The organism is Phytopseudomonas daroniae, from assembly GCF_004327285.1.
Taxonomy (GTDB): domain Bacteria; phylum Pseudomonadota; class Gammaproteobacteria; order Pseudomonadales; family Pseudomonadaceae; genus Aquipseudomonas; species Aquipseudomonas daroniae.
Window position 1 is genome coordinate 115970 of the sequence record NZ_QJUI01000016.1, and the last position, 23439, is coordinate 139408.

Here is a 23439-nt window from a genome sequence, read left to right on the forward strand (position 1 = left end):
CTATGTCCGTGAAACAGCACAACATGAAATCCTGGTTCAAGAGCGGTTCGCCCTGGATCTGGATGAACGCCGGTGCGGTATCCATCGCCATCATCATGACCCTGGGTCTGCTGGCCGTGATCGCCACCCGTGGTCTGGCCCACTTCTGGCCGGCCGACATCATCGAGGCCAGCTACCAGATCCCTGGTGAAGAAGCCAAGATCATGGCCGGCGAAGTGGTGCAGAAGGAAGAGATTCCCCGTGCCCGCCTGGCCTCTGCCGGCTTGCCGGTGAACGTCGAGGGCGGCGAGTTCATGACTCGCGAGCTGCTCAAGGTCGGTAACCGCGATCTGTATGGCGCGGACTTCTCCTGGGTGGTCGGCGAATGGCTCAGTGAGCAGCGCAAGCCCGAGACCCTGACCGCCTTCGAGCGCCGCGAGTGGGGCAACTTCTACGGCTACCTGATCAACGTCAAGGAAGACGGCAAGCTGGTTGCCGAAGGCGATGCCGCCTGGCCGGAACTGCAGAAGCGCATCGAGCGCGTCGACGATCTGCACGGCCAGATCGTGCAGTTGGAGAAACGTGATATCGGCCGCATCAACGCCGGTCTCGAGCGCGTCCGTCTGCAGACCCGCAAGCTGGAACTCAGCGGTGGATTGACCGACGCGGCCCAGGCCGACCTCGACGCCGAGCGTGCCCGCTGGGATGCCGAGTACAAGGTGCTGGAAGCCGAGCTGAATGCCCGTCATCAGCAGTTCAATCGCGACAGCATGACCGTTCGTTCGGCCGATGGCCGCGAGCAGGAAATCAGCCTCGGCAAAGTGGTGCGCGCTTTCCGCCCGAACGCCATGTCGACCCTCGACAAGCTCAGCTTCTACGGCAGCAAGCTGTGGGAGTTCGTCAGCGACGATCCGCGAGAGGCGAATACCGAGGGCGGTATCTTCCCGGCGATCTTCGGCACCATCATGATGACCCTGATCATGGCGGTCATCGTCACCCCGTTTGGCGTGGTTGCGGCGATCTATCTGCGCGAATACGCCAAGCAGGGCCCGCTGACCCGGGTCATCCGCATCGCGGTGAACAACCTGGCCGGTGTCCCGGCGATCGTTTACGGTGTGTTCGGCCTGGGCTTCTTCGTCTACGTGCTGGGTGGTTCGATCGACCGCCTGTTCTTCCCCGAGGCAGCGCCGGCACCGACCTTCGGTACGCCGGGCCTGCTGTGGGCCTCATTGACCCTGGCACTGCTCGCCGTGCCGGTGGTGATCGTCGCCACCGAAGAAGGTCTGGCGCGTATTCCGCGGGCGCTGCGTGAAGGTTCCCTGGCGCTGGGTGCGACCAAGGTCGAAACCCTCTGGCGCGTGGTGCTGCCGATGGCCAGCCCGGCGATGATGACCGGGCTGATCCTTGCCGTGGCCCGTGCCGCGGGTGAAGTGGCGCCGCTGATGCTGGTCGGTGTGGTGAAACTGGCGCCGAGCCTGCCGGTCGATGGTAACTATCCTTACCTGCACCTCGACCAGAAGATCATGCACCTGGGCTTCCATATCTATGACGTCGGCTTCCAAAGCCCCAACGTCGAGGCCGCGCGGCCGCTGGTTTATGCCACCGCGCTGCTGCTGGTAATGGTGATCGCAATTCTCAACCTGACGGCCGTTTACATGCGCAACCGCCTGCGCGAGAAGTACAAGGCCCTGGACCACTAAATCCGAGCCGCAAGCCTCAAGCCGCAAGCTTCAAGCAGAAGCGCGGCGGACGGGCTTGCAGCTTGCAGCTTGCAGCTTGGCGCTGCGAACGGAGTGAGCACTTATGCAACACGAAACCGCTACCCACGGCATCGACATCTCGGCCCTGGGCCGTGACAAGCAGAGCCTCGACCTGGCCAACGAAACCGTGGCCATCGAAGTACCGGGCCTGAACCTGTTCTACGGCGACAAGCAGGCCCTGTACGACGTCAAGATGAACATCCCCAAGCAGCGCGTGACCGCCTTCATCGGCCCGAGCGGCTGCGGCAAGTCGACCCTGCTGCGTACCTTCAACCGGATGAACGATCTGGTCGACGGTTGTCGCGTGGAAGGCGAGATCAACATCGACGGCCGCAACATCTACCGCAAGGGCGAAGACGTCGCCGAACTGCGTCGTCGCGTCGGCATGGTGTTCCAGAAGCCCAACCCGTTTCCCAAGAGCATCTACGAGAACGTGGTCTATGGCCTGCGTATTCAGGGCATCAACCAGAAGCGTGTGCTCGACGAGGCCGTGGAATGGGGCCTGAAGAGCGCCGCGCTGTGGGATGAGGTCAAGGATCGTCTGCATGACTCGGCCCTCGGCCTATCCGGCGGCCAGCAGCAGCGCCTGGTGATCGCCCGCACGGTGGCGGTACAGCCGGAAGTGCTGCTGCTCGACGAGCCTTGCTCGGCCCTCGATCCGATCTCCACGCTGAAGGTCGAAGAGCTGATCTACGAACTGAAATCCAAGTACACCATCGTCATCGTCACCCACAATATGCAGCAGGCTGCCCGGGTGTCCGACTACACGGCGTTCATGTACATGGGCAAGCTGATCGAGTTCGGCGATACCGACGCGCTGTTCACCAACCCCGAGAAGAAACAGACCGAGGACTACATCACCGGGCGTTACGGCTGACAGCAGCTGCAAGCCGCAAGCTTCAAGCGGCAAGCAAGAGCGATTCACGACGACGATTAACTTGCAGCTTGAAGCTTGAAGCTTGAGGCTCGCGGAGCGACCAAGATGATCAACAAAGACAGCCTGACCCATCACATTTCCCAGCAGTTCAACGCCGAGCTGGAGGATATACGCAGTCACCTCCTGGCCATGGGCGGCCTGGTCGAGAAGCAGGTCAACGACGCCGTCACTTCGCTGATCGAGGCCGACTCCGGCCTGGCCCAGCAAGTACGCGAGATCGACGACCAGATCAACCAGATGGAACGCAATATCGACGAGGAATGCGTACGCATTCTCGCCCGTCGCCAGCCAGCGGCCTCGGATCTGCGCCTGATCATCAGCATCTCCAAGTCGGTGATCGACCTGGAGCGCATCGGCGACGAAGCGACCAAGATCGCCAAGCGCGCGATCCTGCTCACCGAAGAAGGCGAGTCGCCACGTGGCTATGTCGAGGTTCGCCACATCGGTGATCAGGTGCGCAAGATGGTGCAGGAGGCGCTGGACGCTTTCGCTCGTTTCGACGCCGACCTGGCGTTGTCGGTCGCGCAGTATGACAAGACCGTCGACCGCGAGTACAAGACGGCGCTGCGCGAGCTGGTCACCTACATGATGGAAGATCCGCGTTCGATCTCCCGCGTGCTCAACGTGATCTGGGCGCTGCGTTCGCTGGAACGTATCGGCGATCACGCGCGCAATATCGCTGAACTGGTGATCTATCTGGTGCGCGGCACCGACGTCAAACACATCGGCCTGACCCGCATGCAGGAAGAAGTGCAGGGCGGCGCCAAAGAGTGATCCTGGCTGCCTGGTAACCTGAGAACGCGTGGATACCCGATGAGGGGAGGCTGTCTCCACGCGCTTCGCAGCGTTACGCTTTAGTATTGGCCTTAGGTCAGTGCCCGCGACTATGCTAATGACCATTCGAGGGAGTGGTCGATGAGCAAAGTCAGTGTATTGGTGGTGGACGATGCCACCTTTATCCGCGATCTGGTGAAGAAGGGGCTACGCGACCATCTTCCCGGTATCCAGATCGAGGAAGCCGTCAATGGGCGCAAGGCCCAGCAGGTGCTCGGCCGTAACCCGATCGACCTGATCCTCTGTGATTGGGAAATGCCGGAGATGTCGGGGCTTGAGCTGCTGCAATGGTGCCGTGAACAGGAAGCGCTGAAAGGTGTGCCGTTCATCATGGTCACCAGCCGTGGCGACAAGGAAAACGTCGTGCAGGCCATTCAGGCCGGTGTCTCGGACTTCATTGGCAAGCCGTTCTCCAACGAACAACTGATCACCAAGGTCAAGAAGGCCTTGCAGCGCAGTGGCAAACTGGCGCGACTGATGGCGTCTGCTCCGCCGAAGATGCTCAGTACCGGCGCCTTCGCCAATGATTCGCTGGCGGCGCTGACTGCCGGCAAAGCCGAAGTGGTGCGCCCGCCCGGCGCAGCGCAGCAGGCGGCGCCCAGCGTCAGTCCGGCTTCCGCCAAGGCTGTGTCAAGCACGCCGATGGGCCGCAGCCAGGGTCAGATGCGTCTGTCGGGTGGCACGATGGCCTGTGTGATCAAGGCTCTGAGCCTCAAGGAGGCGTTGCTGGTGGTCAAGCGCGGCGAGCTGATTCCTCAAGTGCTGGAAAGCGTGGTGCTCGATCTGGAGCAGGGCGAGGCGTCGGAAGTGGCACGTCTCAACGGCTATCTGCACAGCATCGCTGCCTTCGAGCCAAAGCCCGATAGTGAATGGCTGCAGGTGGTAGTGCGTTTCGTCGACCGTGACCCGCAAAAGCTGGATTACCTGTCACGGCTGATCGCCCGCGGCACCACCCAGAAGCACTTCACGCCAGGTGGCTAAGCCGCATCTGATTCACCACCCTCGACACGCTGCTCATCAACCACTCTCGCAATCGCCGAACAGCCCGTTAAGCCTGTCATGCAACGTCGTTGAGATGCTGCTGCCAGGATTCCGGAATCTGCTCCAGACGCGGATAGTTGATCGCTTCCAGCTGCAGGTGCGGTAGCAGGAACGGTGTGTGGCGCAGATGTTCGGGCAGGCTGCTCAGTTCCGGAATCCACAAGCTCACGTACTCGCCCTGAGGGTCGTACTGGCGGGCTTGCTTGAGTGCGTTGAACATGCGCTTGAGCCGCGGATCGCTGGCGACTCCGGCGAGGTAGGCCCAGTTGCCCCAGTTGCTGGCCGGATCGTAGTCGATCAGGTGCTCCTCGAACCAGGCGGCGCCATGGCGCCAGTCCTGCTGCAGGTCGCTGACCAGGTAACTGGCGGCCACCTGCCTGCCCCGATTGGACATGAAACCGGTGGCGACCAGCTCGCGCATGTTGGCGTCGACCAGCGGCATCCCGGTGCGGCCTTGCGCCCAACGCTCGAAGCGTTCATCGATCTGTTGCGGAGCACGCTCGGTGGCCTTCAGGCCGCCAGCCTCGAACAGTGCCTGGCCATGGCGCTGCAGGGTGCAGCGAAAGAATTCGCGCCACAGCAGCTCCAGCCACAGCCAGTGGGTGGACTCGTTGGCACCGTAGAGTGATTCATGGCGGCGCAACTCGGCGGCGGTACGGCGCGGCGACAGGCTGCCGTTGGCCAGCCAGGGCGAGAACTTCGACGAGTATTCGCTGCCGATCATGCCGTTGCGCGTTTCCTTGTAGCGGCGCACGCCCTGGCTGTCCCACAGGTAATCGCGCAGCCGTGCCTGGGCAGCGATTTCGCCTCCCGAGAAGGGGAATGCGCTCGGCGCGACGCTCAGGGCATCGCCAAGGCCGAACTGGAATCGGGTCGGCAGGCCGAAGGCCTGTGTATCGACGCCCTCCGGTAATGGTGGCAACTGATCCGGTGCGGCCTGGGGCTGGAACACGTACTGGCGTGCATCGATCAGGGCGCGGAACTGGCTGTACACCCGCGGTAATTGTTCCAGAGGGCATGGCAGTTCGGTTTCGCTGAACAAGCCGTTGCTCTGCGCCGTACGCAGGGGAACGGCGCCAAGGTTTTCGCGTACGCGAGCGAGCTGTGCGAGTTCCTGCGGGGCGATTTCGTCGAGGGTCAGAACCTGCTGCAGGTCGAACTGCTCGACCATCTGCACGATCACTTCTTCCGGCTTGCCGTTTATCACCAGGAGTTTCGAGCCGCGCTGGCGCAGGGCGCTGTCGAGGGCGCTCAGGCTCTCCAGCAGAAAACGCGCACGGTGCACGCCGATGCGTCGGCTGCCGAACTCATCGAGCTGCAGCAGCGCCGGGTCGAGCACGTACAGGGGCAGGAGATGGTTGGCGCCAAGGGCAGCCTGCAGTGCGGGATGATCGTCGAGGCGTAGATCCTGTTTGAACCAGAGCAGCGCACGCATGGGATGTTCCCTCATAGTGGTCTGCATATGGATTACCGAGTGGTGCGACAAGTTCAGCGTCGCCTGCTGGCGGTTCGTGGACGGTAATACGACGGTGCATTGCTGACTGACGTCGGCTGCAGTAGCCACTAGACTGTGCGGCTGTTTTCAGGAGCCCCTATGGACATCGTCAGCATCGCCGTTCTGATCTTTCTGGTCACCGACCCGTTCGGCAACATCGCCATCTATATCGCCGCGTTGAAGAACGTCGCGCCCGAGCGTCGCTTCCGCGTGGCCGCCCGTGAGTTGCTATTCGCCCTGGCATTGCTGCTACTGTTCCTTACCTTTGGTGACAAAGTGCTCAGCGCTCTGGGCCTGTCGCGGGAGGCAACGGCGATTGCCGGGGGTATCATCCTGTTCGTCATCGCCATGCGCCTGATTTTCCCCAGCCCGCAGGGCCTGCTGGGCGATGTCCCTGACGGCGAGCCAATGCTGGTTCCGTTGGCCACCCCGGCGGTGGCCGGGCCTTCGGCACTGGCGGTGCTGATGACGCTGCGCAACACCCACGAGGGGCAACTCTGGGAGCTTTATCTGGGTGTGTTGCTGGCCTGGGCCGCGACCGCCTTCATCCTGCTGCAGGCCTCGACGCTGCAGCGTTTCCTCGGCCCTCGCGGGCTGACCGCAGTGGAGCGACTGATGGGCATGCTGTTGATCATGCTCAGCGTCGACATGCTGCTGGACAATCTACAAAGCGTATTGCATATCCAACCATGAAATTCTTCAGTCTTGCCTTGTTCGCCCTCCTGCTCGCCGGTTGCAGCAGCGGGCCACGCATCGATCACAGCTACACATCCAGCGGTCAGAGCAGCCGGGTGCAGTACATCGTGCTGCACTACACCTCGGCCGACCTGCCACGATCCCTGGAGCTGCTGACCAAGGAAGAAGTCAGTGCTCACTATCTGATCAACGCGGTGCCGCCGACCATCTACCAATTGGTGGACGAGAATCGTCGTGCCTGGCACGCCGGGGTCAGCGAGTGGCAGGGCCGCACCTGGCTCAACGGCACTACCATCGGTATCGAACTGATCAATCAGGGGTACTTCGATACGCCCAAAGGGCGTTACTGGCAGCCTTATGCCCAGCCGCAGATCGACGCGCTGATCGTGCTGCTCAAGGACATCATGCAGCGCCACCAGCTGCCGCCTGGCAGCATCATCGGTCACAGCGATATCGCGCCGCAGCGCAAGGTCGATCCGGGCCCGCTGTTTCCCTGGAAGCAACTGGCCGATGCCGGCCTGATGCCCTGGCCGAATGCCGCCGTCGTGGCGCGTGAACAGGCTGCCTTCAGTGTCAGCCTGCCAGACATCGAGTGGTTTCAGCAGCAGTTGGTGGAGCAGGGGTACGTGGTGCCAGACACCGGTGTCCTCGACGAAGCCACGCGCAACGTGATCCGGGCCTTCCAGATGAAGTACCGGCAAGCGCTCTACGATGGCCAGCCGGACGCGGAAACAGCGGCGCTGCTGCTGGTGCTCAACCGCATGGGCAAGGCATAGCGGGGGTGCCGTCAATGTGGCGCCCGTACCGTTGCCTGCTTACAGTGGCAGTGCCATATGGAAGCGCGCGCCCTGGCCAGGCTGGGATTCGGCACCGATGCGCCCGCCATGCAGCCGGACGATTTCCTTGCACAGTGCCAGGCCGAGCCCGGCGCCACCCTTCTTGCGACCGATTTGTACGAAGGGTTCGAACAGCCTGGCCTGCTGGCCGTAGGCGATGCCTTCGCCTTCATCCTTGACGCTGATCAGCAGCCGGTCGTCCTGGCGTTGCGCCTGCAGATTGATGGTTCCGGCCTCGGGGCTGTGACGCAGGGCGTTGTCGATCAGGTGATCGAGTACGCGGTCGATCTGTGCCCGATCCAGATGGATGCGCGGCAGTGCATCGCCCGTCTCCAGCGCCAGACTGACCTGTAGTGCCTGCGCCTTGCCAGCGTGTCGTTTGGCGGCCTGTTCGAGCAGATCGGGAATGTCGCAAGGCGCCAACTCGAGTTTCTGCACGCCGCTCTGGTAGCGCGAGAAATTCAGCAGATCCTCGATCAGGTGCACCAGGCGTTCCATTTCCTCGTCGAGGATGCGCACCAGATCGGCTTCGCGGGACTCTTCGGCGAACTTGCTGCGCTCGCGCAACAGGCCGAACGCCATGTGCATGCCGGTCACCGGTGTGCGCAGCTCGTGGGAGGCGCGCAGCACGAACTCGTTACGGGCTCGCTCGAAGGCACGCTGTTCGGTGACGTCATGCAGCACCATCACGGCGCCGAGGATATGCCCCTGGCTGTGGCTGACCGGCGTCAGGCTGTACTTGAGCAGGCGGGTTTCGCCGTTCGCTTCGACCTGCAGATCCGCCAGCCGCTGTTCCAGGCTGTGGCCCTGCAATACGTGCTGCAGCTGGTCATCCAGTTCGGGGCGCGCCAGGGCCTGGCTGGGGCTTTGACCGAGCGGCTGGTCGTGCCAGCCGAGCTGTCGCTGGGCGACCGGGTTGAAATGTTCCAGCAGGCCATCGCGACCGAAGATCAACAGGCCGTCGTCGATGCTGTCGAGCACCGCCTGCAGGCGGTGCTGTTCGGCCATCAGCGCCTCGACGTTGCTGCTCTTGAGCTGGCGCAGGCTTTCCGCCATGAGGCCGAAGCGGCGGCTCAGCGCAGACAGTTCGGCAACCGGGGTAATCGGCAGCGTTACCTGGAAATCCCCCCGGCCAATCTGATCGGCGGCGCGAGCCAGGGCATCGATGGGTTGGCCGACCCGGCGGGCGATGGTGTGGGCGGTGATGAAACCGATCACCAATACCGCCAGCCCGACCAGCCCCAACAGCCCGGCGATCAGCCAGGCGCGCTCGCGGGCTTTGGCTTCCGAGTGCTGCACGGCAGCCACATAGCTCATTTGCAGGGTGTTGAGGCGGTCGCGAACGGTTTCGATGATCTTGGCGAAATCGTCATTGACGAGCAACTCGTGGCGCACGGCCAGTGGATCTTCGAGCAGGCGGCTGAATTTCTGATAGTCGGTCTGGATCTCGACGATCGCCTGACGGTCACTGTCCGTTGTGTTTGCCTTCAAGCCATCGTCGATCCATTTGCGGATGCGCCGATCGGATTCCTGCAGGCTCTGCACCGTCTGCTGGTCGAAATCCTCACTGAGCATCAGAAAGAGCTGCTTGCCCAGCTCCTGGCGCAGGTCGAGGCTTTCGCTGATGACCTTCAGGTTGTGTGCCAGCGTCTGGTTTTGCGACTGGGTAAGCTGCAGCACGCTGAAGATACTCAGCATCAGGCCCAGCAAGGCGACGGTGAGCAGGGCGCTGGTGCTGAGAAACAGCTTGCTGCGAAGCTTCATAGACCGAGCTGCTTTCGTTTGCGATACAGGGTCGAAGCGTCGATGCCCAGTGTCTTGGCGGCTTGATCGAGGGTATCGCTGTTGGCCAGCACCGCCGAGATATGCGCCTTTTCCAGTTCTTCGAGGCTAAGGTCGGCGCCCACACGCGGCGCGCTGTTGGTGGACGGCGCGCTCATGCCCAGGTGGGCGATATCCACCCATTCGCCGGGGCAGATGATGCTGGCACGCTCGATCACGTTGCGCAGCTCGCGGATATTGCCAGGCCACTGATAGTCGAGCAGTGCCTTCAGTGCCTCTTCGCTGAAACCGCGGGCGGGGCGGGCGTAATCCTTGACGAAACGGGCGAGGAAGCGGTCGGCCAGGGTGAGGATGTCGTCCGCGCGTTCGCGCAGCGGCGGCAGGTTCAGGGTGATGACGTTCAGGCGGTACAGCAGGTCTTCGCGGAAATTCCCCTCCTTGACCATTTCGGCGAGGTCGCGGTTGGTCGCCGCGAGGATGCGCACGTCGGCATGACGGGTCACCGGGTCGCCCACGCGCTCGTATTCCTTGTCCTGAATGAAACGCAGCAGCTTGGGTTGCAGGGTCAGCGGGAAGTCACCGATCTCGTCGAGAAACAGCGTGCCGCCATCCGCCTGGTTGACCCGACCCAGGGTGCTTTCGCTGGCGCCGGTAAAGGCGCCGCGGCTGTGACCGAACAGCTCGCTTTCCATCAGTTCGGCAGTCAGCGATGGGCAGTTGATGGTCACACAGGATTTCTTGGCGCGGCGGCTCCAGCCGTGGATGGCGCGCGCCAGTTCGCCTTTACCGGTGCCCGACTCGCCGAGGATCAGGATATTGGCGTCGGTGGTCGCCACCTGTCGGGCCGTTTCCAGGATCGCCATCATCGCCGGGCTGTGCGAGTCGATACCGTCACTGGGTTTGCGTACTTCGCCTTCCAGGGCTTCCAGGCGTGCTGACAGTTGGCGCACTTCCAGTTGCTTGGCGGCGGCCAGGCGCAGTTGATCCGGGCTGCACGGCTTGACCAGATAGTCGGCGGCACCGGCCTGCATCGCATCCACCGCACTGTCGATGGCCGAATGCGCGGTGACGATCACCACGCGCATCCAGGGCGCGAGGATGCGCATCTGCGCCAGCACGTCGAGGCCGTTTTCATCCCCCAGGCGCAGGTCGAGGAAGCACATGTCGAACACCTGCCGTTGTAGCAGCGACTCGGTTTGCGAGGCGCTGTTGGCGGTGGTGACTTGATAGCCCTCGTCCTCCAGGCAATAGCGGAAGGTACGCAGGATAGCCGCTTCGTCGTCGACCAGCAGGATGCGCCCGCTCTGACCTGTTGCTTCCATTTACGTGCTCCATGGGGTGGATGGCAGAGATTAGTCCGAAAATCTTCGTGCAAGTTGCACGGCCAGTATGACGTGATCTTGCATCGTGCAAGCGGCCAGCTGCCATGCTTTGGATTTAAACGGCTGATTTTAGTTGGTTTTTATTTTTTGGGCGGCTGGCATAGCACTTGCGACATCTCCATGGCTGCTTTGCTGCGGCATTTTTGAACCTAGGAGGAGGCGTTACATGCTGTTGAGACAATCCGCACTGGCCATGGCCATCACCGGTCTTATCACCCTGGCTCCGCTCGCCCATGCGGCTGAGGAGGGTATTAGCCGGCAGTTGAGCGATGCCCGGCAGCAGGGTGCCATCGATACGGCGTTCGCCCTTAACCGACACCTGAACCCCTTCGAGATCGAGGTTTCCGTGGAGGATGGCAGAGCCACGCTCAAGGGCGTGGTGGAAAACACCGCGGAGCGTGAGTTGGCTGCCGAGCTGGCGGGCAACATCGATGGCGTTCGTGATGTGAACAACGATCTCGAGGTCGATCCAGGCCTCGAGGTGCCCATGGTCGACGAGCAGGCACGGATCACTACCGAGAAGACCCTGGCCCAGCGCTTCGATGATGCCACCCTGGCGGCTACGGTGAAATCCAAGCTGCTGTGGAACAGCAACACCGAGGGCTTGGATATACAGGTGCGCGCCGAAAGCGGCGTGGTCAGCCTGAGCGGCAATGCCGGTACGCCGGTGGCCAAGGAACTGGCCGGTGAGCTGGTCACCAATACCGAAGGGGTTCGTGAAGTCCACAACCACCTGAGCATCAGTACGGCAGACAGCACCTCGGCCGAGGCGCAGAACGCAGCCAACGACGCCGCTGCCTCGATCAGCGATTCGTGGATCACCAGCAAGGTTAAGTCCAGTTTCCTCTATAGCCGCAACCTCGACAGCCTGAACATCAAGGTCGAGACCCGCGACGGTTTCGTGAGCCTCAGTGGCACCGTGCTGAGTAACGCCGAGAAGCGCCTGGCTGTGGAAACCGCACGCAATATCCGCGGCGTGCGCGGCGTCGATGCCGACGCCCTGCGCATCGCCAGCTAAAAAGAGCATCAAGAGAGGTGGTCGGTCGCGACCGCCGGTTTATGCAGTGACGCCGACGGCACTGCCTATGAAGAAACAGGAGTACCGCCATGAGCAACAAGACCGATCAACTGAACGAACTGATCGCCATCATCCGTGACGGCCAGCGTTTCTATGAGCATGCCTACGGCGAGGTCAAGGATGTGCGCCTGCAGGCGCTGTTCCGCGACATGTCGCAAACCAAGAACCAGGTTATCCAGGCTCTGTCGGTCAAGGTCGCGGCCAATCAGGAGGAGCCCACCTCCAGTGGCACAGTGGTTGGCAAGCTGCGCCAGGCCTATGCCGATGCTCGCGCAACGTTGTCCAGCGATGAAGAAGCTACCTATGTGGCGCAACTGGAAGAAGCAGAGGATCGCATCCTGCACGCCTTCGAGGACGCGCTGGAAAGCGCCGAGCCGGATGTACGTGCGCTCCTGGCTGTGGAAATGCCCAAGATTCGTGCCTGTCATGACCGCATGCGCGACCTGAAGCACGCCATGTAACCCGATCGGCACAGGGATGTGCCGTCATTGGTGTCGTGCAGAACGCCCGAGCTTTGTAACGTGATCGTGCAGGATGCCAATAATGGCAATTGTTTTTATTTTATAAGCAGTTGATTTATATGTTTTTTATTTTTATTCAGAGCTGGCACGCAGGCTGCAATCCTTAACTCATGAAGAGAACGCCAGGCCGTTCGACAACGATTTTGAGGAGCTTCACATGAACCTTCAACGCGCCCACACCGAGATTCTGATCCTTGCAGTCGCCGCTGTTCTGATCCTGTTGATGAGCGTGTCGTTGAAAGCTCCCGAGCCGAAGGCTGCCACGCCACAAGTTTCCAGCCAGGCCCATGTGCCGGCCATCATTCAACCTGCCACCGTCTCCGCTGCTCCAGCCTCCTTGCAGACTGTAAGCGTGCAGACCACAGGTGATTGGGTGCGTATCGAAGCCGTGGAAGCGCCGGCCAAGCAAACCCGTTGGGTGTTTTGAAACGCCTGCTGATTCCCAAGTGCTACACCCGTAAGACCTCAAAAAACCAAGGAGAAACGCCATGCTGAGTTGGGCTATTACCTTTCTGATCATCGCCATTGTCGCTGCCGTTCTGGGCTTCGGTGGTATCGCGGGCACTGCCACAGGTATCGCGAAAATCCTTTTCGTGGTGTTCCTGGTCATGTTCATCGTTTCGTTCATCATGGGTCGCCGCCCACGGGGCTAGTCGAGGCATGATGATGAATCGATTCACGACGCTCGTTGCCGCCCTGATGCTGGGCGGCAGCGCGGCGGCCTTGGCCGCCAATACGGATGGTGAGTTCCGCCTGAACGAACTGCTCGGCAGTAACCCGGACTATCGTGAAGCCTGGAAGGAACTGATCCAGGATGAGGAGCGCTTACCCGAATGGATAATCAACCTCAGCGGCGTGGCCATGCCCATGAAAACGCTGGAGGAAGACGGCGACCCGTATCTGGTCGGGCAGTTGTGCGAAACATCCAATTGCTTCAACCAGCGCCTTTACGTCGCCTTCACCCCGGACAAGGACGATGCCTACGCGCTCTGGGTGCAGTTGCCCGAAGGTTTACCCGAGGACAAGACACCCAGTGAGCATGCTGATCTGCGTTGGCTCGGTGAGCCGGACGACGGAATCAAGCAACTGCTACAGGAACAGTTGAAGAAAGACCCCAACTGGTACTGATGCTCCTGACGGCGCCTTCTGGCGCCGTTGCATTATCTACTCATCCCGACAAATCCCCACATACGACTAGCCGGTAGCTTCCCACTTACCTGCCGTAGCCGCGTTATCATCAGCCGCTATGTTCAAGGGGGTGACCTATGCTCAACGGCTTGTGGCTGAGCTTTTTCGTGGTAGCGGCGGTAGCGGGGTTCAGCCGTTGGCTGCTGGCCGACGATCCGGCAGTATTCGGTGCGATGGTGGAAAGCCTGTTCGCCATGGCCAAACTGTCGGTCGAAGTGATGGTGCTGCTGTTCGGCACACTGACCCTGTGGCTCGGGCTGCTGCGCATCGCCGAGAAAGCTGGCCTGGTGGATGCCCTGGCACGCGTGCTCGGCCCTCTGTTCGCCCGGCTGATGCCTGAGGTGCCGCGCGGCCATCCGGCCCTTGGTTTGATCACCATGAACTTCGCGGCCAACGGCCTGGGCCTGGACAACGCCGCCACGCCCATCGGCCTCAAGGCCATGCGTGCCTTGCAGGATCTCAATCCGAGCAGCACCACGGCGAGCAATGCGCAGATCCTCTTTCTGGTTCTCAACGCTTCGTCCCTGACCCTGCTGCCGGTCACCATCTTCATGTACCGCGCCCAGCAAGGCGCACCCGACCCGACCCTGGTGTTCCTGCCGATCCTGCTGGCGACCAGTGTCTCGACTCTGGTCGGGTTGTTCTCCGTGGCCATCATGCAGCGCCTGCGCCTGTGGGATCCGGTGGTGTTGGCCTATATGATTCCCGGCGCGCTGCTGCTCGGCAGTTTCATGGCGCTGCTTGCCGGTATGTCTGCCACGGCGCTGGCGGCGTTGTCGTCGCTGCTCGGTAATCTGACGCTGTTCGGGGTGATCGTTGCCTTCGTGGTGATCGGAGCGCTGCGCAAGGTGCAGGTTTACGAGCAGTTCATCGAGGGGGCCAAAGAAGGTTTCGACGTGGCCAAGAGCCTGCTGCCGTATCTGGTGGCGATGCTCTGTGCGGTCGGTGTGCTGCGTGCATCCGGCGCTCTGGAGCTGGCGCTGGACGGTATCCGCTGGATCGTTGCCTGGGGTGGCTGGGACACCCGCTTCGTCGACGCGTTGCCTACGGCGATGGTCAAGCCATTCTCCGGCAGTGCGGCGCGGGCGATGCTGATCGAAACCATGCAGAGCCAGGGCGTCGACAGCTTCCCGGCCCTGGCCGCGGCGGTTATCCAGGGCAGTACGGAAACCACGTTCTACGTGCTGGCCGTGTATTTCGGCGCAGTGGGTATCCAGCGCGCGCGGCATGCCGTGGGTTGTGCACTGCTGGCAGAGTTTTCCGGCGTGGTCGCCGCGATTGCCGTGTGCTATTGGTTCTTCGGCTGAGAGCTGCTGCCGAATAGGCCGCCAACCCAGCTAAGCAGCGGATCGCGGCTCTTGAACTCGCGTATCCGTTGCAGGCGCGGTGCGATGAAATCCTCGAAGTCTTCGGCCTGCTCGAAGTACACCCCGGTGAACAGAATGAACACACTCTTGTTCGCCGCGTGGGTGAAGAACAGGTTGCCAACCGGCTCGCCGTCCTTGCTCAGCAGATCGAGGCTGGAGCCGCTGGCGTAGTCCGGACTCAGGGCTAGGGCGCGCTTCTCCAGGCCGTTGCTCTCCAGCGAATAGCTGGCGCCGACATTGCCCGCATAGCCATTGATCAGCGCATCTCCAGCAGTGGGATGGATGCTCACGGCGCTGTACAGGTAAAAGCCCTGGCCGGGGTTGTGGGTGTAGCTGAGTTCCACGGTGCGGGTCAGGTACTGCACGCTCTTGGTGTAGTGGCCGCCCTTGCCGATACTGAAGTGAGCGAAATCCTTGTCGTTGAGCAGTAGCCCGCGCTCCTCGCCGGAGAGCGCGGCCTGGTTGTCACAGGCGCTGATCGTCAGTGTCAGGATCAGCAGCAGGGGGCTGCTCAGGTAGCGGTTCATTCAATCCTCCTTGATTGCCTGTCTGCGGGGCGGCATCGGGCGTTACCTCGAAACGCAGCACACCGATCATCTGTCCGGCCTCGGTCAGTACCTGAATCTGCCAACTGCCTTCCACGTTCTGCGGGAAGTTCTTCTTGTGCGTCCAGGCCCGATAGCCCTTCTCACGTCCGCCGTGGATATCCAGGGCGATGCGCTCCAGCTCACGACCGTCATGCTTCCAGACGTGATAGATGCGTTCGTCGAGGCCGCGTGGTGCGTTGATAGCCGTGTAGGCGTACAAGCCGGTGCTGCGCAGCTGGCTGGCGCTCAACGCTTCGAGGCCTTCGCCCGGCGAGCGATTCTGATTGTCGAACTCGGTGGTGATCGCCACCTCGGTCAGCCACAGGGTGGCCGGCGGCACCCAGGCCCGCGCCAGCCAGCCGAAGGTACCGATGGCAAGGGTCAGGCCGATCAGCAACAGGCCGCGCCACCATTTACGCACGGTGATGATACTGAACAGGCTGGGGAACGACAGCAGCACGGCCGCCGCCAGCGACAGTTGATAACTCTCGGTGGTATTGAGCTTGAAGATGATCGGCAGCGCCGTGAGCAGCACGGCGAACAATGCCAGCGTGTGATACGCAAGGAAGATCCAGCGCCGTGGTGCCAACCACTTGTAGTACAGCGGATCGACGATCGACACCAGTGCCGCGGCTGCCAGCAGCCCGCTGAACATCGCCTGGCCACTGTTCCAGGTGGTGGTGATGAAGAAGAACGGCAGAACGAAGAACAGACTTTCCTGGTGGATCATCTGGGTGGCGTAGCGCAGCAACGGTCGCGGCAGCTCGAAGCCGAAGCGGGCGGCGATGCGCTCGCGCAGCATGTTCTCCAGGATCAGCCATAACCAGCTGACCAGCATCACCAGAGCCAGTACCTTGGCCAGCCCGGCCTGGCGGTCGACCAGTACGAAGCTCGCCACCCCGGACAGGAAACCGAAAATCGCGACCACGCCGGGGTGGCGCTGTATGAGCGCGATGATCCGCAAGACGAGGTTTTTACTGGAGGCGATAAGAGACAAGGCGGTTCTGGCAGTGACCAAGAGCGATGCGCAGGATACTGCATTTGTCTGTGACTGAGGTTCCCGCCGATCAGCCGTGGCAGATGTTCGCTGCGTTGCGGTCTGGCCGGTTGAACGCGAAAGCGACGTAGGGTGGACCGGGGCGCGTAGCCAACGCTCTTTTTGTCCACCATTACGATCGTAAGCGGTGGACGGGTCGGGCCGCGTAGGTAAAGCATCCGCTACGCGCCCCGATCCACCCTACGAAAGGCCGCGACCGTCTCCTTGCCGCCGTACATCGCTGCTCAGCTCCACTGCCTGATACTGCTGCGCTTCACCCAATAGCCAGTCGCGAAAGGCTTTGAGCGCCGTGGACTCGACCTTGCGTTCCGGCACGGTCAGGTAATAAGCGCGGCCGTTGTCAGGCACCGGGCGGTCGAGGGCGACCACCAGGCTGCCGTCGGCCAGCTCGCGCTGGATCAGAAACGGTGGGATTAGCGCCACGCCCATCTCGTGGCAGGCAGCCTGGGCAAGCATGGAGAACAATTCCAGCCGCGGGCCGGTCATGTCGCGGCCGACATTCAGCCCCTGTGCTGCAAACCACTGACGCCAGGCGTAGGGCCGGGTGCTCTGTTGCAACAGCGGCAGTTCGGCGATCCGCTCGGCGCTGGCGGCCTGGCCATGCAGCAGGGCTGGGCTGCACACCGGTATCAGGTGTTCGTGCATCAGGAAGTGCGTTTCGGTACCTGACCAGTCGCCATCGCCGAAGTAGATCGCCGCGTCGAAACCGGTATCGGCGAAAAGAAACGGCCGGGTGCGGTTGGTCAGGTGCACCGTCACCTCCGGGTGCTGGCGCTGGAAGTTCTTGAGCCTGGGCAGCAGCCATTGCGTACCAAAGGTCGGTACCACCGCCAGTTCGAGGCTCATGGCGCCTTGCGAACCCATCAGCGCCAGCGTGTCGCGCTCTACGGCATCGAGCTGGGCGGCGACCTTGCGGGCGTACGCGGTGCCCGCTTCGGTTAGCAGCACGCCGCGCCGCGAGCGGCGAAACAACTCCACGCCGAGAAACTCTTCCAGCCCGGCGATCTGCCGGCAGACGGCACCCTGGGTCAGTGCCAGCTCGTCCGCAGCGCGGGTGAAGCTCTGATGGCGTGCCGAGGCCTCGAATGCGATCAGGGCTGCTGTACTGGGAATCTTGCGGCGCATGAGTGCAAAAGCCTCACTAATTGGTGCTCTTATCAGGTGCTTAGACTATCTCAGAGTGAGCTTTTCGCACAGCATCATGCGAATTACTCGTTTGCCGAGTGGCGGGTAGCTGCCTAGGCTAAGTCCAATAAGAACTCTATATGCACGAGGATTCTGCGATGGCCGCCAAGGCAAGCTTCAACTGGATCGACCCGCTGCTGCTGGATCAGCAACTCACCGAAGAAGAACGCATGGTGCAGGGCAGTGCCGAGCAGTTCGCCGCCGACAAGCTGGCGCCGCGGGTACTCGAAGCTTTCCGCCATGAGAAGACCGACCCGGCGATCTTCCGCGAGATGGGCGACACCGGTCTGCTCGGCGCAACCATTCCCGAAGCCTACGGCGGCAGTGGCCTCAACTATGTGTGCTACGGGCTGATCGCCCGCGAAGTGGAGCGCATCGATTCCGGCTATCGCTCGATGATGAGCGTGCAGTCGTCGTTGGTGATGGTGCCTATCTTTGAGTTCGGTAACGAAGCCACCAGGCAGAAGTATCTGCCCAAGCTGGCCTCCGGTGAATACATTGGCTGTTTCGGCCTGACCGAACCCAATCATGGCTCCGATCCGGGCTCGATGATCACCCGGGCGAAGAAGGTCGACGGCGGCTATCGCCTGAGCGGCAGCAAGATGTGGATCACCAACAGCCCGATCGCTGACGTCTTCGTGGTCTGGGCCAAGGATGACACCGGCGAGATCCGCGGTTTCGTGCTGGAAAAAGGCTGGGAAGGGCTGGCGGCCCCGGCGATCCACGGCAAGGTCGGCCTGCGCGCCTCGATCACCGGCGAGATCGTCATGGACAACGTGTTCTGCCCCGAAGAGAACGCCTTCCCGGATGTGCGCGGCCTGCGTGGCCCGTTCACCTGTCTCAACTCTGCCCGTTACGGCATCAGCTGGGGAGCGCTGGGTGCCGCCGAGGCCTGCTGGCACACGGCGCGCCAGTACACCCTGGATCGTCAGCAGTTCGGTCGCCCGCTGGCCGCCAACCAGCTGATCCAGAAAAAACTGGCCGATATGCAGACCGAAATCACCCTGGCTCTGCAGGGCTGTCTGCGCCTGGGGCGGATGAAGGACGAGGGCACCGCGGCGGTGGAAATTACCTCGATCATGAAGCGCAACAGCTGCGGCAAGGCGCTGGATATCGCCCGTCTGGCCCGTGACATGCTCGGCGGTAACGGCATCAGCGACGAGTTCGGCGTGGCCCGGCACCTGGTCAACCTCGAAGTGGTGAACACCTACGAAGGCACCCATGACGTGCATGCGCTGATCCTCGGCCGCGCGCAGACCGGTATTCAGGCTTTTTTCTAGCGGCAAGCCACAAGCTCCAAGCCGCAAGGAAGAGCAAAGACAACCACTGGCCTCAATTCGCTTCCACTTGAGGCTTGCAGCTTGAGGTTCTCTATGACCGCTCTGTCGCATCTCCGTGTTCTCGACCTTTCCCGCGTGCTCGCTGGGCCCTGGTGTGGGCAGAACCTGGCAGACCTTGGCGCCGAGGTGATCAAGGTCGAGCGCCCGAAAGTCGGCGACGACACCCGTCACTGGGGGCCGCCCTACCTGCGCGACGATGAGGGACGTGATACCAGCGAGGCGGCCTATTTCCTCTCGGCCAACCGCAACAAGCAATCGTTGACCCTCGACTTTACCCTGGTGGAAGGTCAGCGCCTGGTGCGCGAGCTGGCAGGCAAGTCGGACATCCTTATCGAGAACTTCAAGGTCGGCGGCCTGGCCGCTTACGGGCTGGACTACGCCAGCCTGAAGGCGATCAATCCACGGCTGATCTACTGCTCCATCACCGGCTTTGGCCAGAGCGGTCCCTATGCCAAGCGGGCCGGCTACGACTTCATGATCCAGGGGCTCGGTGGCCTGATGAGCCTGACCGGCCAGCCGGGCGATAGCGAAGGCGGCGGGCCGGTGAAGGTCGGCGTGGCGCTGACCGATATCCTTACCGGCCTCTATGCGACCGTCGCTGTGCTGGCGGCGCTGGCGCACCGCGAGAAGACCGGCGAAGGCCAGCACATCGACATGGCGTTGCTCGACGTGCAGGTCGCCTGCCTGGCCAATCAGGCGATGAATTACCTGACTACCGGCGTCTCACCGAAGCGCCTGGGCAATGCGCACCCGAATATCGTGCCTTATCAGGCGTTCCCTACCGCCGATGGCGACCTGATCCTCACGGTCGGTAACGACAGCCAGTTTCGCAAGTTCTGCGAAGTGGCCGGGCATCCCGAGTGGGGCGTCGATCCCCGTTTCGCCAGCAACGGTCAGCGCGTCGCTCATCGCACCGAGCTGATTCCGCTGATCCGCCAGGCCACGGTGTTCCGCAGCACTGCCGAATGGGTGAGCGTACTGGAAGCGGCTGGCGTGCCGTGCGGACCGGTCAACGATCTGGCTCAGGTGTTCGCCGATCCCCAGGTTATCGCCCGAGGGCTGCGTATCGATCTGCCGCATCCACTGGCGGGCAGCACGCCGCAGGTGGCCAGTCCGCTACGCCTGTCGGCCAGCCCGGTCGAATACCGCCAGGCGCCGCCGCTGCTGGGCGAGCATACCGAGCGCGTGCTGACGGAAGTGCTCGGCCTGGAAGCCGAGCAGATCGCTGTGCTACGCAATTCTGGGGTGATCTGATCCCTCAGTCCTCCAGTTCACTGGCCGGGCCGAAGAATTCGTAGTGGCACTGGGTGGTGGGCACGCCGATGTCCTGCAAGTGCCGCTTCACCTGGGTCATGAATGGCTTGGGCCCGAGGAAGTAGGCGTCGATGTCCGGCTCTTCAGGTAGCCACTCGGCCAACTGCTCGCGGCTGATCAGGCCTTGGGCATGAGACTGGTCGCCGTCGCGCGGGTCGCTGTAGCAGAAGCGGTAGCTGATCTGCGGGTAATCGCGACTCTGCGCTTCGATCCACTTCTTGAAGGCATGTACGCCGCCATGGCGGGCGTAGTGAATGAAGTGGATGGGGCGTCCGCTCTCACGGGCGGCTTCGACCATTGCCAGCGCCGGGGTGATGCCCACACCCGCAGTGATCAGCGCCAGTGGTTTGTCCGATTGGCGCAGCACGAAATCGCCGGCCGGTGGGAACAGTTCCAGGGTGTCACCGACCTGGATGTGGTCGTGCAGATAGTTGGAAACCTTACCGTCGGCCTCGCGCTTGACGCTGATGCGGTATTCACGGCCGTTTCCCTGGGCGGACAGCGAGTAGTTGCGGCGATGCTCCTTGCCGTCGATGACCATGCGCAGGCCGATGTACTGGCCGGGCTGTTGAATCAGCACCTCGCCGCCATCGACGGGCGCCAGGAGGAAGGAGATGATCTCCTCGCTTTCCACTGTCTTGGCTACCACCTTGAAGTCCCGCGAGCCACGCCAGCCGCCGGGCGCCTGCTCATGTTCGCGGTAAGCGCTTTCCTCTGCGCCGATCAGGATGTCTGCCAGTTGCCCATAAGCAGCGGCCCAGGCGGCGATCACCTCATCGGTGGCGATTTCTTCGCCCAGCACTTCGCGGATGGCGCGCAGCAGGCAAGCACCGACGATGGGATAGTGCTCCGGCAGGATTTGCAGTGCCACGTGCTTGTTGACGATACGCCCGACCAGCGGGCCGAGCGCTTCGAGCTGGTCGATATGTCGGGCATACATAAGTACGCCATTGGCCAGCGCGCGCTGCTGGTCGCCACTGGCCTGGTGAGCCTGGTTGAACAGCGGGCGTACCTCGGGATACTCCTCCAGCATCATGGCGTAGAAATGTCGGGTCAGGGTTTCACCGCCGGTTTCCAGTAATGGGACGGTGGCTTTGATGATGGTGCGTTGTTGGCTGGTCAGCATGGTGATGAATTCCTGTCGCAGGGCATGAGTGTTGTCTGCCTTTGTCATTACAGATCCCGTGCCAACTCGCAAAGCCGCTGGATTACTGGGCTTGCGCGTGCTATGAGTCTTTTTGACTCTTGCTGTGATGTGTCGTTATGACTCTTTCGGTGTCTTTATGACTTCTAATCCTATGCTCGTCGCTCTCCTCCCACTGGTCGATGATCTGTCTCGCGACTTGCCGGAGAGCGAACGCTATCGGCGTTTATTGGCAGTGCTGCGGCAGCTGTTTCCCTGTGATGCCGTGGCATTGCTCAGGCTCGATGGGGATGTCTTGGTACCGCTGTCCGTAGAAGGGCTCAGCGCCGATACCATGGGGCGACGCTTCAAGGTGAGCGAGCATCCACGTCTGCATGAGTTGTTGCAGCACCGTGGGCCGACGCGCTTCGCCGCGGACTGCGAACTGCCCGATCCCTATGACGGATTGCTAGAAGGGCAGCACGGGCATCTGGAAGTACACGACTGTCTGGGCTGCCCGCTCTATATAAAGGAGCGGATCTGGGGGCTGCTGACCTTGGACTCTCTGCAGTCGAGCAGTTTTGGTCGTGTCGATCTGGGCATGCTGGAGGCTTTTGCCAGTCTGGCGGCTGCGACGGTGGCGGCCAGCGAGCGCATCAGCCTTTTGCTGGGGCGCGTGGAAGACGAACAGCGGCGGGCCGAACTCTATAAACAGGCCGCTGGCGGCGTGCGGCCACGGGAGATGATCGGCCAGAGCCCAAGGCACAAGGCGTTGTTGCAGGAGATCGAACTGGTCGGTAGCAGTGACCTGACCGTATTGATCAGCGGTGAAACCGGAGTGGGCAAGGATCTGGTGGCCGAGGCGCTGCATGCCGCTTCCTCCCGCGCTTCGCGGCCAATGGTCAGCATCAACTGTGCGGCGTTGCCGGATACCCTGGTGGAGAGCGAGCTGTTCGGTCACGTTCGCGGGGCGTTCTCGGGCGCTGTCAGTGAGCGGCGTGGCAAGTTCGAAGTGGCCGATGGCGCCACCCTGTTTCTCGACGAGGTCGGTGAATTGCCGCTGGCGGTGCAGTCCAAGCTGCTGAGGGTGTTGCAGAGCGGGCAACTGCAGCGAGTGGGATCGGATCGTGAGCATCGTGTGGATGTGCGGGTGCTGGCGGCGACCAATCGCGACCTTGCGGAGGAGGTACGCGCCGGACGCTTCCGGGCCGACCTCTATCACCGTCTTAGCGTCTATCCCCTGAAAGTCCCTGCGCTGCGTGAGCGGGGCCGTGATGTGCTGCTGCTCGCCGGCTACTTCCTCGAGGACAACCGGGCTCGCTTGGGGCTGCGTAGCTTGCGTCTCGCGCCAGATGCTCAGAAGACGCTGCTGCAACACGATTGGCCAGGAAACGTCCGAGAGCTGGAACACCTGATCGGCCGTGCGGCTATCAAGGCCTTGTCGGCCTGCGTGGAGCGTCCGCAGATCCTCACTATCGATAGCCGTGCGCTGGATCTGCATCCGTCCTCAATGGTGCATATGGAAGACGAGAATCTCCAGGTCGCCGCATCGGAGCTGCAATCGCCTGGTTCGGGATTGCGTGACGCGGTGGATGAGTACCAGCGGCGCCTTATAGAGGCGGCACTTGCTCGCCATGCTGGGCGCTGGGCCGATGTGGCGCGCGAGATGGACGTTGATCGGGCCAACCTGCAGCGCCTGGCCAGGCGTCTGGGGCTCAGGTAGTGGGACTAAGAACGCTGCTTATATATAGATAAGCCGGAAAAGCCGTTTTATTACAGTCTGGTGAAATAAACCGTTGACCTGAGAAATAGGTTGCCTATAATGCGCACCACTTCCGGCGCGGCCTGATCTGAAAATTCCTTGTTAATCAGGTAGTTAGACGAAAATAAAGGTTGCACGGACGACGAATTCGAGTAGAATGCGCCTGCATCGACAG

The 23439-nt window shown here is 61.9% G+C and carries 22 protein-coding genes; 15 read left to right on the plus strand and 7 right to left on the minus strand.

What is annotated here, in order from left to right:
- The first annotated feature begins 23 nt into the window (after window positions 1–23).
- The 4 genes from pstA to DNK06_RS18460 all read left to right on the plus strand — a co-directional run bounded on the left by pstA (window position 24) and on the right by DNK06_RS18460 (window position 4491).
- On the plus strand, window positions 24–1679 hold the full coding sequence (pstA, locus tag DNK06_RS18445; RefSeq protein ID WP_165493670.1) for a phosphate ABC transporter permease PstA: 1656 nt from the start codon (window positions 24–26) through the stop codon (window positions 1677–1679).
- 103 nt (window positions 1680–1782) lie between these two features.
- A complete protein-coding gene (pstB, locus tag DNK06_RS18450) occupies window positions 1783–2616 on the plus strand; it encodes a phosphate ABC transporter ATP-binding protein PstB (protein ID WP_131177659.1) in 834 nt (277 codons plus the stop codon).
- A gap of 105 nt (window positions 2617–2721) precedes the next feature.
- Window positions 2722–3450, plus strand: coding sequence for a phosphate signaling complex protein PhoU (phoU, locus tag DNK06_RS18455; RefSeq protein WP_131181459.1), 729 nt, complete (start codon window positions 2722–2724; stop codon window positions 3448–3450).
- A 141-nt stretch (window positions 3451–3591) separates the two neighbouring features.
- Window positions 3592–4491 carry a response regulator gene (locus tag DNK06_RS18460; RefSeq protein WP_131181460.1) on the plus strand — a complete coding sequence of 300 codons (900 nt, stop codon included), beginning with the start codon at window positions 3592–3594 and terminating at the stop codon, window positions 4489–4491.
- Window positions 4492–4567: 76 nt separating this feature from the next.
- Here DNK06_RS18460 and DNK06_RS18465 read toward each other — a convergent pair whose 3' ends face one another.
- Window positions 4568–5986, minus strand: a complete 1419-nt coding sequence (locus DNK06_RS18465) for a DASH family cryptochrome (protein WP_131181461.1) — start codon at window positions 5984–5986, stop codon at window positions 4568–4570.
- A 159-nt stretch (window positions 5987–6145) separates the two neighbouring features.
- On the opposite strand from DNK06_RS18465, the gene DNK06_RS18470 reads away from it, so the two are divergent.
- A complete protein-coding gene (locus DNK06_RS18470; protein WP_131181462.1) occupies window positions 6146–6739 on the plus strand; it encodes a MarC family protein in 594 nt (197 codons plus the stop codon).
- The gene (locus tag DNK06_RS18475; RefSeq protein ID WP_131181463.1) at window positions 6736–7518 is read left to right on the plus strand and encodes an N-acetylmuramoyl-L-alanine amidase; all 783 of its coding nucleotides are present in this window, start codon (window positions 6736–6738) and stop codon (window positions 7516–7518) included. The genes DNK06_RS18470 and DNK06_RS18475 overlap by 4 nt, the downstream gene beginning before the upstream one ends.
- Before the next feature lie 39 nt (window positions 7519–7557).
- On the opposite strand, the gene DNK06_RS18480 is transcribed toward DNK06_RS18475, so the two are convergent.
- Entirely contained in the window at window positions 7558–9342 is a 1785-nt protein-coding gene (locus DNK06_RS18480; protein WP_131181464.1) for a KinB sensor domain-containing domain, read from the minus strand.
- Window positions 9339–10682, minus strand: a complete 1344-nt coding sequence (algB, locus tag DNK06_RS18485) for a sigma-54-dependent response regulator transcription factor AlgB (protein WP_131181465.1) — start codon at window positions 10680–10682, stop codon at window positions 9339–9341. The genes DNK06_RS18480 and algB overlap by 4 nt, the downstream gene beginning before the upstream one ends.
- Before the next feature lie 226 nt (window positions 10683–10908).
- Between algB and DNK06_RS18490 the strand changes: the two genes are divergently transcribed.
- The 6 genes from DNK06_RS18490 (at window position 10909) to DNK06_RS18515 (ending at window position 14836) form a co-directional block, all read left to right on the plus strand.
- The gene (locus DNK06_RS18490) at window positions 10909–11760 is read left to right on the plus strand and encodes a BON domain-containing protein (protein WP_131181466.1); all 852 of its coding nucleotides are present in this window, start codon (window positions 10909–10911) and stop codon (window positions 11758–11760) included.
- Window positions 11761–11849: 89 nt separating this feature from the next.
- Window positions 11850–12281 carry a PA2169 family four-helix-bundle protein gene (locus tag DNK06_RS18495; RefSeq protein WP_131181467.1) on the plus strand — a complete coding sequence of 144 codons (432 nt, stop codon included), beginning with the start codon at window positions 11850–11852 and terminating at the stop codon, window positions 12279–12281.
- A gap of 217 nt (window positions 12282–12498) precedes the next feature.
- A complete protein-coding gene (locus DNK06_RS18500) occupies window positions 12499–12768 on the plus strand; it encodes a hypothetical protein (RefSeq protein ID WP_131181468.1) in 270 nt (89 codons plus the stop codon).
- A gap of 61 nt (window positions 12769–12829) precedes the next feature.
- The gene (locus DNK06_RS18505) at window positions 12830–12994 is read left to right on the plus strand and encodes a DUF1328 domain-containing protein (RefSeq protein WP_013789335.1); all 165 of its coding nucleotides are present in this window, start codon (window positions 12830–12832) and stop codon (window positions 12992–12994) included.
- A 13-nt stretch (window positions 12995–13007) separates the two neighbouring features.
- Complete coding sequence (locus tag DNK06_RS18510; RefSeq protein ID WP_423228069.1) at window positions 13008–13469, plus strand: inhibitor of vertebrate lysozyme family protein; 462 nt, start codon at window positions 13008–13010, stop codon at window positions 13467–13469.
- Window positions 13470–13606: 137 nt separating this feature from the next.
- Window positions 13607–14836: a nucleoside recognition domain-containing protein gene (locus DNK06_RS18515; RefSeq protein ID WP_131181470.1), complete on the plus strand. Its 1230-nt coding sequence runs from the start codon at window positions 13607–13609 to the stop codon at window positions 14834–14836.
- Here DNK06_RS18515 and DNK06_RS18520 read toward each other — a convergent pair.
- The 3 genes from DNK06_RS18520 to DNK06_RS18530 all read right to left on the minus strand — a co-directional run bounded on the left by DNK06_RS18520 (window position 14818) and on the right by DNK06_RS18530 (window position 17665).
- A complete protein-coding gene (locus tag DNK06_RS18520) occupies window positions 14818–15423 on the minus strand; it encodes a hypothetical protein (protein WP_131181471.1) in 606 nt (201 codons plus the stop codon). The genes DNK06_RS18515 and DNK06_RS18520 overlap by 19 nt on opposite strands.
- Window positions 15362–16471, minus strand: a complete 1110-nt coding sequence (locus DNK06_RS18525) for a DUF5924 family protein (RefSeq protein ID WP_131181481.1) — start codon at window positions 16469–16471, stop codon at window positions 15362–15364. Before DNK06_RS18525 ends, DNK06_RS18520 begins: the two co-directional genes overlap by 62 nt.
- Before the next feature lie 249 nt (window positions 16472–16720).
- Window positions 16721–17665 carry a LysR family transcriptional regulator gene (locus DNK06_RS18530; protein ID WP_131181472.1) on the minus strand — a complete coding sequence of 315 codons (945 nt, stop codon included), beginning with the start codon at window positions 17663–17665 and terminating at the stop codon, window positions 16721–16723.
- Window positions 17666–17823: 158 nt separating this feature from the next.
- On the opposite strand from DNK06_RS18530, the gene DNK06_RS18535 reads away from it, so the two are divergent.
- The gene (locus DNK06_RS18535) at window positions 17824–19005 is read left to right on the plus strand and encodes an acyl-CoA dehydrogenase (protein WP_131181473.1); all 1182 of its coding nucleotides are present in this window, start codon (window positions 17824–17826) and stop codon (window positions 19003–19005) included.
- A gap of 93 nt (window positions 19006–19098) precedes the next feature.
- Window positions 19099–20319, plus strand: a complete 1221-nt coding sequence (locus tag DNK06_RS18540) for a CaiB/BaiF CoA transferase family protein (RefSeq protein WP_131181474.1) — start codon at window positions 19099–19101, stop codon at window positions 20317–20319.
- 4 nt (window positions 20320–20323) lie between these two features.
- Here the strand turns inward: DNK06_RS18540 and hmpA are convergent, their stop codons facing one another.
- Window positions 20324–21505 carry an NO-inducible flavohemoprotein gene (gene hmpA / locus DNK06_RS18545; protein ID WP_131181482.1) on the minus strand — a complete coding sequence of 394 codons (1182 nt, stop codon included), beginning with the start codon at window positions 21503–21505 and terminating at the stop codon, window positions 20324–20326.
- A 157-nt stretch (window positions 21506–21662) separates the two neighbouring features.
- Between hmpA and norR the strand changes: the two genes are divergently transcribed.
- Window positions 21663–23225 carry a nitric oxide reductase transcriptional regulator NorR gene (gene norR / locus DNK06_RS18550; protein WP_131181475.1) on the plus strand — a complete coding sequence of 521 codons (1563 nt, stop codon included), beginning with the start codon at window positions 21663–21665 and terminating at the stop codon, window positions 23223–23225.
- Window positions 23226–23439 lie beyond the last annotated feature (214 nt).

Excerpts from the sequence above, each read along its gene's own strand:
- algB (WP_131181465.1), bottom strand. The coding sequence starts at position 10,682 with ATGGAAGCAACAGGTCAGAGCGGGCGCATCCTGCTGGTCGACGACGAA.
- DNK06_RS18495 (WP_131181467.1), top strand. The coding sequence starts at position 11,850 with ATGAGCAACAAGACCGATCAACTGAACGAACTGATCGCCATCATCCGT.
- DNK06_RS18465 (WP_131181461.1), bottom strand. The coding sequence starts at position 5,986 with ATGCGTGCGCTGCTCTGGTTCAAACAGGATCTACGCCTCGACGATCAT.
- DNK06_RS18520 (WP_131181471.1), bottom strand. The coding sequence starts at position 15,423 with ATGAACCGCTACCTGAGCAGCCCCCTGCTGCTGATCCTGACACTGACG.
- DNK06_RS18480 (WP_131181464.1), bottom strand. The coding sequence starts at position 9,342 with ATGAAGCTTCGCAGCAAGCTGTTTCTCAGCACCAGCGCCCTGCTCACC.
- DNK06_RS18540 (WP_131181474.1), top strand. The coding sequence starts at position 19,099 with ATGACCGCTCTGTCGCATCTCCGTGTTCTCGACCTTTCCCGCGTGCTC.
- pstB (WP_131177659.1), top strand. The coding sequence starts at position 1,783 with ATGCAACACGAAACCGCTACCCACGGCATCGACATCTCGGCCCTGGGC.
- DNK06_RS18515 (WP_131181470.1), top strand. The coding sequence starts at position 13,607 with ATGCTCAACGGCTTGTGGCTGAGCTTTTTCGTGGTAGCGGCGGTAGCG.
- DNK06_RS18535 (WP_131181473.1), top strand. The coding sequence starts at position 17,824 with ATGGCCGCCAAGGCAAGCTTCAACTGGATCGACCCGCTGCTGCTGGAT.
- DNK06_RS18475 (WP_131181463.1), top strand. The coding sequence starts at position 6,736 with ATGAAATTCTTCAGTCTTGCCTTGTTCGCCCTCCTGCTCGCCGGTTGC.
- norR (WP_131181475.1), top strand. The coding sequence starts at position 21,663 with ATGACTTCTAATCCTATGCTCGTCGCTCTCCTCCCACTGGTCGATGAT.
- DNK06_RS18470 (WP_131181462.1), top strand. The coding sequence starts at position 6,146 with ATGGACATCGTCAGCATCGCCGTTCTGATCTTTCTGGTCACCGACCCG.
- hmpA (WP_131181482.1), bottom strand. The coding sequence starts at position 21,505 with ATGCTGACCAGCCAACAACGCACCATCATCAAAGCCACCGTCCCATTA.
- DNK06_RS18530 (WP_131181472.1), bottom strand. The coding sequence starts at position 17,665 with ATGCGCCGCAAGATTCCCAGTACAGCAGCCCTGATCGCATTCGAGGCC.
- DNK06_RS18490 (WP_131181466.1), top strand. The coding sequence starts at position 10,909 with ATGCTGTTGAGACAATCCGCACTGGCCATGGCCATCACCGGTCTTATC.
- DNK06_RS18505 (WP_013789335.1), top strand. The coding sequence starts at position 12,830 with ATGCTGAGTTGGGCTATTACCTTTCTGATCATCGCCATTGTCGCTGCC.
- DNK06_RS18460 (WP_131181460.1), top strand. The coding sequence starts at position 3,592 with ATGAGCAAAGTCAGTGTATTGGTGGTGGACGATGCCACCTTTATCCGC.
- pstA (WP_165493670.1), top strand. The coding sequence starts at position 24 with ATGAAATCCTGGTTCAAGAGCGGTTCGCCCTGGATCTGGATGAACGCC.
- DNK06_RS18500 (WP_131181468.1), top strand. The coding sequence starts at position 12,499 with ATGAACCTTCAACGCGCCCACACCGAGATTCTGATCCTTGCAGTCGCC.
- phoU (WP_131181459.1), top strand. The coding sequence starts at position 2,722 with ATGATCAACAAAGACAGCCTGACCCATCACATTTCCCAGCAGTTCAAC.
- DNK06_RS18510 (WP_423228069.1), top strand. The coding sequence starts at position 13,008 with ATGAATCGATTCACGACGCTCGTTGCCGCCCTGATGCTGGGCGGCAGC.